Origin of the sequence: Microcystis sp. M53602_WE12 (assembly GCF_030065455.1) — a bacterium.
Taxonomy (GTDB): domain Bacteria; phylum Cyanobacteriota; class Cyanobacteriia; order Cyanobacteriales; family Microcystaceae; genus Microcystis; species Microcystis aeruginosa.
This window is the reverse complement of the sequence record NZ_JASJFB010000580.1, coordinates 1-9,576: the sequence shown is the minus strand read 5'-3', so window position 1 is coordinate 9,576 and position 9,576 is coordinate 1. Positions and strand designations below refer to the sequence as shown.

At 45.8% G+C, this 9,576-nt stretch carries 8 protein-coding genes; 5 read left to right on the top strand and 3 right to left on the bottom strand.

Annotated features, from left to right (window positions below):
* Positions 1–235: 235 nt before the first annotated feature.
* Complete coding sequence (locus tag PX482_RS18640) at positions 236–2,446, bottom strand: molybdopterin oxidoreductase family protein (protein WP_002761999.1); 2,211 nt, start codon at positions 2,444–2,446, stop codon at positions 236–238.
* Between the two features lie 102 nt (positions 2,447–2,548).
* Positions 2,549–2,689, bottom strand: coding sequence for a hypothetical protein (locus tag PX482_RS18635; protein WP_288122829.1), 141 nt, complete (start codon positions 2,687–2,689; stop codon positions 2,549–2,551).
* Between the two features lie 101 nt (positions 2,690–2,790).
* Here PX482_RS18635 and dnaX point away from each other — a divergent pair, with 101 nt between their 5' ends.
* The 4 genes from dnaX (at position 2,791) to PX482_RS18615 (ending at position 6,355) form a co-directional block, all read left to right on the top strand.
* Positions 2,791–5,199, top strand: a complete 2,409-nt coding sequence (gene dnaX, locus PX482_RS18630; RefSeq protein WP_288122828.1) for a DNA polymerase III subunit gamma/tau — start codon at positions 2,791–2,793, stop codon at positions 5,197–5,199.
* An 87-nt stretch (positions 5,200–5,286) separates the two neighbouring features.
* Complete coding sequence (gene grxD / locus PX482_RS18625; RefSeq protein WP_002761995.1) at positions 5,287–5,610, top strand: Grx4 family monothiol glutaredoxin; 324 nt, start codon at positions 5,287–5,289, stop codon at positions 5,608–5,610.
* A 71-nt stretch (positions 5,611–5,681) separates the two neighbouring features.
* Positions 5,682–5,948 (top strand): RNA-binding protein, encoded by a 267-nt coding sequence (locus tag PX482_RS18620; RefSeq protein WP_002761993.1) that lies wholly within the window; start codon positions 5,682–5,684, stop codon positions 5,946–5,948.
* On the top strand, positions 5,945–6,355 hold the full coding sequence (locus tag PX482_RS18615; RefSeq protein ID WP_061430883.1) for a type II toxin-antitoxin system VapC family toxin: 411 nt from the start codon (positions 5,945–5,947) through the stop codon (positions 6,353–6,355). Before PX482_RS18620 ends, PX482_RS18615 begins: the two co-directional genes overlap by 4 nt.
* Before the next feature lie 56 nt (positions 6,356–6,411).
* Here the strand turns inward: PX482_RS18615 and PX482_RS18610 are convergent, their stop codons facing one another.
* Positions 6,412–8,151 carry a mechanosensitive ion channel family protein gene (locus PX482_RS18610; protein ID WP_288122826.1) on the bottom strand — a complete coding sequence of 580 codons (1,740 nt, stop codon included), beginning with the start codon at positions 8,149–8,151 and terminating at the stop codon, positions 6,412–6,414.
* 252 nt (positions 8,152–8,403) lie between these two features.
* On the opposite strand from PX482_RS18610, the gene lipA reads away from it, so the two are divergent.
* On the top strand, positions 8,404–9,288 hold the full coding sequence (gene lipA, locus PX482_RS18605; RefSeq protein WP_147069886.1) for a lipoyl synthase: 885 nt from the start codon (positions 8,404–8,406) through the stop codon (positions 9,286–9,288).
* Positions 9,289–9,576: the final 288 nt, after the last annotated feature.

The following is a 9,576-nucleotide window of genomic DNA, read 5'->3' as shown; positions in this document are numbered from 1 at the left end:
GTCTATCTTTCTCTAAAAAAATGGAGAATCACGTTGGGGAAACCTTTGGTATTTTATCCATGACTACAATGCACAGCAAAGCAAAGGATTAAGCCGCCATCACTACTACCGAATCACCACCGATTCAACTTCATCGCTGGAGTTCTTTCCCTCCCACCCCCGTTGATGCTTTTTACTACTCCCCTTCCTCTTAGTTGTAAAATACCTACACCTGTCAGCTAAAAGGGGCGGGGTTTTAAACCCAAATTTTCGATAATTCGGCATTAACTAAAGACTTGATCGGGATTAATTTGACGGCACAAGCTTTTAATTCCGGCTGCAGGGAAATCGGACAAGCGGCCGGATGGGTGAGACTATTGGCCTCAGAATTTTCTGCCCATAGGGCCCCCCAGTGCATCGGCACAAAGACACAATTAGGAGCAATTGCTTTGGTAATTAAAGCGGGAAAACGGGCAGAACCGCGACGAGAACGCACCTCCACCCATTCCCCAGCTTCTATGCCCAATTTTGCTGCATCTTGGGGATGAATTTCCAGAAAAGGTGCGGGGTGCATTTTGACAATTTTCTCGATGCGGCCGGTGCGGGTTTGGGTGTGCCAGTGACCGTACAAACGCCCCACGGTCAACACTAGGGGATAATCATCGTCCGGGGGTTCCGCTAGACCTTTACTGTGGTAAGCTGCGAAAACAGCACGTCCATCGGCAGTATTAAATTTACCATCGGTATAAAGGCGTTTTGCGGCTGTTTTTTGGCTTTTATCGTCATCTTTAACTAAATTACCTAGTAATTCCCCGGAATTAGCGGTTTTAGGGGCGGAAATTTCATCGATGGAATCGGGCCACGGTCGGGGAGTCTCGGCCAGGCGATCATAATTAATCCCTGTCATATCACAAGGACGTTTATATGTCAAGCCGGCAAACTCGGAATATACCTCGGCCGAATCCTGAAAATTAAATTGTGCCTCAAAACCCAAACGGCGACCGACTTCGGCAAAAATTTGCCAGTCGGCCCGAGCTTGTCCCACGGGAGGGCGAAAAGCCTTATTTAACGTCACCATGCGCTCAGAATTGGTCATTGTTCCCGTTTTTTCGCCCCATTGGGCCGCTGGCAGTAATAAATGGGCATAGGCGCTGGTTTCCGTGGGATAGTAGGCATCCTGATGGATAGTAAAAGGTGATTTTAACAGGGCCGCCTTGGTACGTTCTAGATCAGGCATACTAACGGCCGGATTAGTGGCGGCAATCCAGAGAAGTTTGACATCTCCCGTCTCCAAACCAGTAATCATACTCCAAGCATCGCGACCGGGGACGGGAGAAATCCGACCGGCGGGTAAACCCCAAGCTTGTTCCACTTCGGCCCGGTGTTGGGGATTTTTGACGGAACGATAACCGGGGAGAAGATGGCAGAGGCCGCCGGCTTCCCGTCCCCCCATGGCGTTGGGTTGTCCGGTTAGGGAAAAAGGACCGGCCCCCGGCCTACCGATATTAGCCGTCATTAGGTGTAAATTGATTAAAGTGCGGGCTTTGGCCGTGCCTTCCCTAGATTGATTGATACCCATCGACCAGAGGGAAAGCACTCTTTTCGATTCGGCCCAGTAGCGGGCAGCCTTTTCTAAATCCTCGATGGGGATGCCGCATTTAGGGGCGACTATTTCGGGGGGATAATGGCCGATAATTTCGGCGTATTTGCCGAAATCCCGGGTACATTTATCGATAAAATAGGTATCGATCGCACCCCAATTCATTAACAGGTGAGCAATACCGTTAAATAGGTCAATATCGGTCCCCGGGTTAATGGCTAGGTGGAGATTAGCGGCCTCGGCGGTTTTTGTCCTGCGGGGATCAACGACGATTAATTTCGCTTCTTTGTTACCTTTGAGATACTTGTGCAGACGGTTAAAGATGATGGGGTGACATTCGGCCGTATTTGTCCCCACCAGAAAGGCACAATCGGTTAATTCTAGGTCATCGTAACAGCAGGGGGGACCGTCGGAGCCGAAACTGTTCAGGTAAGCGGCCACGGCCGAAGACATACAGAGACGGGAATTAGCATCAAAGTTATTGACTCCCAGACAGCCCTTGACCAGTTTTTGGGCGATGTAGTAATCTTCGGTGTGAAATTGTCCCGAACCGTATAGACAGATACTTTCCTTTTCCCCCTGAGCGATTAGAGTTTGGATACGGTTAACGATGCGATCGAGGGCTTCTTCCCAGGTACAAGGACGGAATTGCTCTTGGAGAGAATCGCGAATCATCGGGGTTTTGAGGCGATTTTTATCGATTGATTCCGCTACGGTAGCCCCTTTAACACAGACCATACCTTGACTGGAGGGGTGGGACTTGTCCCCGAAGACTTTCCATGCTTGTCCGGCCGACGCGGGGGGGGTGACTGTCAAACCACAACCTACTCCACAGTAAGGACATTGGGTTTTTGTAGATTCAGTCATAAGCAGTTGGTCTGATTAGTGGCGCTGTCTTTGGGCATACTTAAGATAGTCGGCAGATTTTCTCGGCAAAATTGTAGTTATTAATACAATTTATTAGAAGCCTTAGCTAAATTGCCATTCTTGTGATGCAAATCGCGCATTACAACTGGCTAGATAAAATTTGCTGATGGGTGTGGGGTGTGGGGTGTGGGGTGTGGGGTGTGGGGTTTTATACTGTTGCCTGATCTCAACAAGCAATTTCAATAGTTAACAGCTTAAAAAGCATACACTTGTTCTCGTGTTGAAAAAGAATCGGCATAGGATAATAGTAGTCTCTAGGGTGCGGAAAAAGTTTTCAGCCAGTCATGACCTACGAACCTCTACATCATAAGTATCGTCCCCAAACCTTTGCCGATTTGGTGGGACAATCAGCGATCGCCACGACCCTGAGTAATGCCTTAATCAGTGAGCGAATCGCTCCTGCATACCTATTTACTGGACCCAGAGGCACGGGGAAAACCTCCTCGGCGCGAATTTTAGCCAAATCCCTCAACTGTCTGTCTAGTGACCATCCGACACCGATTCCCTGCGGTAAGTGTTCCGTCTGTCAAGCGATCGCCAATGGTTCGGCCCTAGACGTGATCGAAATTGATGCCGCTAGTAATACCGGTGTGGATAACATTCGGGAAATTATCGAGCGATCGCAATTTGCCCCCGTCCAATGTCGTTATAAAGTCTATGTCATCGATGAATGCCTGACTGGGGATAGCCTTGTTTTCACCGAAACGGGATTAATCCCCATTAATCATCCTGAGATTCTCGGAAAACGAGTTCTCAGTTACAACGAGAGCAGCGGAGAGTGGGAATATAAAAAAGTCCTGCGATGGCTAAACCGAGGCGGAAAAGCAACTTTAACCATTCAAACCAGAAATCGGACGATTAATTGCACTGGTAATCATTTGATTAGAACAGAAAAAGCATGGATACAAGCAAAAAATCTCAAAATCGGCGATCATATCCTATCCCCTGTGAATGTGGCTGCGGTGCAATACAGGCCTAGTATCATAAAATCCCCTCAATGGCTGACAAATTTCGAGGAAGTGATAGGGATTCAAGAAGGTGACACAGAAAGCGTCTATGACCTAGAAGTGGAGGACAATCATAATTTTGTTGCCAATGGGTTATTAGTTCATAACTGCCATATGCTCAGTACGGCGGCCTTTAATGCCTTGCTGAAAACTCTGGAAGAACCGCCGGATCGAGTGATTTTTGTGCTTGCTACCACCGATCCTCAGCGTGTCTTGCCTACCATCATCTCCCGTTGTCAACGCTTTGATTATCGCCGTATTCCTCTCGATGCGATGGTGGCACACCTACAAAAAATCGCCCAAATAGAAGCGATCGATATTAACCTAGAAGCATTAACCTTGGTGGCTCAGATCGCTAACGGTGGTTTACGGGATGCGGAAAGTCTCCTCGATCAATTAAGTTTACTCGCAGGAACGATTACGGCCGAGCGAGTCTGGGATTTGGTCGGTGCAGTCCCCGAAAGAGACCTCTTAACCCTACTTAAAGTCATTCATGGCAATATTCCCGATCAAGTTATCGAACAATGTCGCCATCTGATGAATCGCGGTAAGGAACCTTTAATCGTCTTGCAAAATCTAGCGGGATTCTATTTAAACCTACTTTTAGCCAAAACCGCCCCTAATCGTCCAGAAATGGTCGCTGTCACTGCTCCCACTTGGCAGGAATTGTGTACGGAAGCGCGTACTTGGTCTTTAGAGGAAATTCTCCGCGGTCAACAACTTCTTAAAGACAGCGAAACGCAACTAAAAAACACCACTCAACCCCGTCTCTGGTTAGAAGTCACTCTCTTAGGACTGTTACCGCAAGCACAGGTGATTCCTCTAGTTGCCACGGCAGCGCCTTCCCGTCCCCAAACCAGCACCGAAAGGCCCCCGGAAGTGATCACAGCACCGGCACCGGTTAATCAACCGATCAAACCGGCGGTTATCACCCCGACAACTAGCGTCGCAGTGCCGAAAACTGAGGTTAAAACTGTTGCCAGTGATGACAATCATGAACAAATTTGGCAGCGGGTTTTAGAAGTAATGGAACCCCCCACTACTCGCACTCTCTTGCGTCAGCACGGCAGTCTTTTTAATATGGAAGAATCGAGCGCTTATTTAAGTATATCTTCGGAACAATTATTAAAAATGGCCCGGCTACGCTTGACTAATATTGAGTCAGCTTTCGAGGCTGTTTTTCAGCGCCGGATTAAAGTTCATTTACAGGTAGGTTCCGCCACTGCTGCCATGGCTGCGGAAGTTTCCCCATCCCCAGCGGCCAGGATACAACCACCACCAGAAACCGCACCAACCCCACCAATAACTCCCGAAAATAAAGTTATGACCGCGGTGGATATTCCCCCAGTCAAAGAAGCAATTATCGAGAAAAAAGAAGCAAAGATCACAGCATCGGGAAACCCAAAAACTCTTAGCACAGAACTGCCCCAAAAAATCTTAAATTTTGATTCATCTTTAGAGACATTAGATCAAGATGTAGATGTTAGTGAAATTTTGGCGGCCGCTCAAAAGTTAGCGAAATCTTTTGATGGTGAAGTGGTCAATATGGGTTATTCACTGCCAGAAAATTCGGACGCAGAAACTAAAGTTAATAAGTCTCTGGAAAATATGACTATCGTGCGCGGGAGACCTGATGTTAACGAAATTTTAGAGAATTTGGAGGAGGACGAAGACCTGCCTTTTTAAAGCTATCCCAACGGCTTGTGCTAAACTAATAGGATATGCCACGTCTCAGGATTGGCTATTCTTGCTCAAATTCTAGCTACTAGACCTATGACACCCGAAACTAAGGCCAGAATCGATCAATTAGTCCAGAATAATAAAGTTCTTGTGTTCATGAAGGGCAATAAATTAATGCCTCAGTGTGGTTTCTCGAATAACGTCATACAAATTCTCAATATTCTGGGGGTTTCCTACGAAACTGTCGATATTCTCCAAGATCAGGAGTTAAGACAAGGAGTTAAGGAGTATTCCAATTGGCCGACTATTCCCCAAGTCTATATCAACGGTCAGTTTATTGGTGGTTCCGACATTATGATCGAACTCTATCAAAATGGGGAACTACAACAAATAGTCGAGGTAGCCTTAGCTTCCTAAAAATTTTCTAGGTTAGGTTAGCTATCCTAACCTAGTTTAAAGTTGCCCAACTAGCAATCTTGGCAGAGGTGATGATTGTGACAATTCGAGAAACTGCAATTTCTAAGCTAGATCAACTCCCTGAAGTCCTTGTTCAGGAAGTAAGCGACTTTATTGATCTTCTCGATCATAAATATCGAGTCAAAACCTTTGACACTCAGCCTGATGGAAAACTGATAGAAAGATGGTTACAATGGTTTGAAGCCGTAGATGGCTTAACTGTCAATTCACCGGAACCAATAAACGACTACCAGCAACTGCTGCTCGAAAAATATCGGCAACAAGGACTAGAGCTATGATCCTGTGTGATGCAGGAGTGCTGCTTTGTTTGGTTGATCGCACCCAACCCCAACATAAAGCCTACAGAAATACAGTAATGCGTTTAGCAAAGCCTCTCGTCACAACTTGGTCATGCCTGACCGAAGCCATGTACCTGGCGCTGCATCGGGGGGGTTGGCAAATGCAAAAACAACTGGGACAACTTCTTTTAGATAAACTGCTGGTGGTTTACAATATTCAGGAAAGTGATTTCAGTCGCTTGTTGGGGTTGATGGAGCAATACCGCGATCGACCGATGGACTTGGCAGATGCAACCCTAGTTTTAGTAGCTGAAAAGACTGGGTATCGGCAAATTCTCACCCTCGATGCGGATTTCCTGTTTTATCGGATTCAAAACCAAGGAAGCTTTGATATTATTCAAGGATAGTCATGGAAAATCTGCTTTCAACGGCCTATAACTCCACCGATAGAAAATGTTCCCCTTTAAAACTGTCCCTTGAATTCCTCTCTATCTTTTGCTATGAGGAAACTTTGTTGGGGGATACCGATGTGAATTCCCTTCTCCTCAAAAGCAATTTTTAGACGACGACGATACTCTCTTTCTATGTCCCATTGTCGTAATCTTTTGACGACAATTCTGAGCATAATTTCCATCCCCGTGTGAGAAACCCGACTAACACCAGCAACCTGCACGGGATCGATGATATCTTTTTGCCATTGTGGATCTACAGCCATATTTTCAGCGATGGCTGCCATTAAAGCGATCGCCACATCTGGCTCGGTCTGATAGGCGACTTCAATGGTAAAATTGACCCGCGCCCAATCTTTACTGAGGTTGTGTGCGCTAATAATTTGGTTATGGGCAATAGTGATTAAACGTCCATCGGCAGCCCGCAATTGAGTCGCTCGCAAACTCATATTTTCCACCAAACCGATAAACTCCTGAAACTGGATCATATCACCGACAGTGTATTGGTCTTCAAAGATAATTAGAAAACCGTTAATCCAATCTTTTAAAAGATCCTGAAAGGCAAAGGTGAGCAATGCTCCCACTAAACCGGCTCCCGTGAGTAAAAAGGCGAAAGAAAGACCCATCCAACTGAAAAAAATCAAAATTCCCAGAAAAATAGCGATAAATGTGATAATTTCTCGCCAAACTTCTAATAAAGTGGGAGCGCGCAGAATCCTCCTTTCCAAATTTTCGGAAAAAACCGCTCCTTCCTCTACCCACTCCCGTAGCCGAGAATTAACGTAGAGATTAATCATATTGCTCACTGATGTCAGCAGCAACCAGATAATAAAAATCCGTAAAGGAATACGAATTATTCCGCGTCCTTCTAGCCTAGTTTCAGGAAATACATACAAAATCGCCGCTATTCCGCCAAACCAAAGCAGTATCAGTCCAATAAGAGCCAGTCTTTTCCAGAGAATATTTAGCGTCAGTTGTCGCTGAATATCAGCCTGTTGACGGAAATTAGAGGAATCTTCTAGAGAGGCTAAAATCGGTTCTTGGGAGCGATCTTTTCTGGGGGGGGAATTTATAGGTAAATTTCGATCGGATTGACTTTTAGCCTGTTTTTTGAGGAGATTGAAGCGATTTCTTAAACGTTTCTGCCACCAAATTGATACCCAGCTTAAGAAAATTAGCCCCAAAATAATTATAGTGGCAGTCATTACCTGTTGCCGACGAGGGGCGGGCTGACGTTCTTGCCAAGCTTGGATCAAAGCTGTTTGGATGATTTTAACCCATCTGTCCGCTAAATCGCCAACAGAAGAAGAATCGATCAGGGCATCAACTTCTGTCACTGTCAGAATTACCTGTTGCGGTAAATTCTGGTTATCCTTGGCCACAATCACGGTTAAATTATTGAGAGTCGCCGTACTTACTTGCAGGGTTGTCGGATCGAAACCCCGATTGATAATATTATTTAAGCCCCTTTCAATGCGGCTAGCCCGTCTTTCTACCGGGGAGAGTTCCCGGGACTCAGAAGCGGTAAAATCTTGGGAGGCAATCTGAAATAAGGCAAATCCATCTAGATTCACGGAAGCATATTCTATATCCCCGGCTACAAAAATCCTTGTCCCCGTGGGAGATGCAAATGGAACTAGAAAATTTTGGCCTAGGGATGGCAGGGAATTAAGAACAAATATACTAACTAAGAGGCAACCCGCCAATCCTTGAATGACCAGATTGAAAATTTTTCTCCGTTGCCATCGTCCCATTGCCTAAGTTTCCTTTTTGATTAACAATGATCTTTACCCGCTTTCTCAGCTTATAGCAGTTATCTTAATGGTGAGATAGGAAGTTTTCGTTTTGGGGAGTCGGTTATCAGCTTTTTAGCTATCAGCCGTCAGCTTTTATTTATTCTCCCTTCTCTCTTCTCCCTTCTCCCTTCTACCCTCTCCCCAACCCCAACCCCTCACTGATAACTGATTACTGATAACTGAAATCCCCAACACCCTACTTAACTTCTCATGTCCAATATTTCCCCACAGTGGCGCAAGGAAATTACCTCTTTACCCCCTTGGTTACGGCGTTCGCTCGGCAAATCTAGCGAAATTTCCACGGTTCAGCGCATTATCAAACAAAGGAACATTCATACTATCTGCGAGGAGGGTCGCTGTCCCAATCGCGGCGAATGTTATGCCCAAGGTACGGCGACTTTTTTGTTGATGGGTCCCACCTGTACCCGGTCCTGTGCTTTTTGTCAAGTGGATAAGGGTCATGCACCCATGCCTCTCGATGTGGAGGAACCGCAAAAAGTGGCAGAAGCGGTGCAATTGTTAAATTTAAGTTACGTTGTCTTGACTTCTGTAGCTAGAGATGATCTGGAAGACGGCGGAGCCAGTTGGTTCGTGCGGACGATGACAGCCATTCGCGAACTCAATCCCCACACTTTAATTGAAGTGTTAACCCCGGATTTTGCCGGAGGCAAGGGAAGTCAACAGGAACGGGTGGCGACGGTGGTAGGGGCAAAACCTGCCTGTTACAATCACAATATCGAGACGGTGCGCCGTTTGCAAGGACCGGTTAGACGCGGGGCTAAATACGATCGCTCTTTGGCGGTTTTGCGTTATGTTAAGGAAATCGATCGGTCAATTCCGACGAAATCTGGCCTAATGGTCGGTCACGGTGAGACAAAAGAGGAAATTATCGAGACTTTGGCAGATTTACGGGCGATCGACTGCGATCGAGTTACTATTGGTCAATATATGCGTCCTTCTCTGGAACATTTGCTCGTACAGAAATATTGGACTCCCGCAGAATTTAGCGAGTTGGGAGAAATTGCCCAAAAAATGGGTTTTTCCCAGGTTAGATCCGGCCCCCTAGTCCGCAGTTCCTATCATGCGGGAGATTAAATCAGTTATCAGTTATCAGTTATCAGTTATCAGTGATCAGTTATCAGTTATCAGTGATCAGATGTAAGTTTTAAGTTAATTAGTTAGTTATCTTTATCTTTATCTTTATACCTGTTTACTGATCAATGATTACTGTTTACTAATACTAAATCCGTTGAGTATAGGCTACTTAAGTAGGGTTTGCTGAATAAATCTAAAAACCTTGTTGGGTAAGACTTTTAGACTTTTTGTCAATCAAAAAGTACCCGGCATGGGAGTGATCAGGGGGAAAATTCAGGGACTTTTTCC

Coding starts and splice junctions, on each gene's coding strand:
- grxD (WP_002761995.1), top strand. CDS start 5,287: ATGACACCCGAAACTAAGGCCAGAATCGATCAATTAGTCCAGAATAAT.
- dnaX (WP_288122828.1), top strand. CDS start 2,791: ATGACCTACGAACCTCTACATCATAAGTATCGTCCCCAAACCTTTGCC.
- PX482_RS18640 (WP_002761999.1), bottom strand. CDS start 2,446: ATGACTGAATCTACAAAAACCCAATGTCCTTACTGTGGAGTAGGTTGT.
- PX482_RS18620 (WP_002761993.1), top strand. CDS start 5,682: ATGATTGTGACAATTCGAGAAACTGCAATTTCTAAGCTAGATCAACTC.
- PX482_RS18615 (WP_061430883.1), top strand. CDS start 5,945: ATGATCCTGTGTGATGCAGGAGTGCTGCTTTGTTTGGTTGATCGCACC.
- PX482_RS18610 (WP_288122826.1), bottom strand. CDS start 8,151: ATGGGACGATGGCAACGGAGAAAAATTTTCAATCTGGTCATTCAAGGA.
- lipA (WP_147069886.1), top strand. CDS start 8,404: ATGTCCAATATTTCCCCACAGTGGCGCAAGGAAATTACCTCTTTACCC.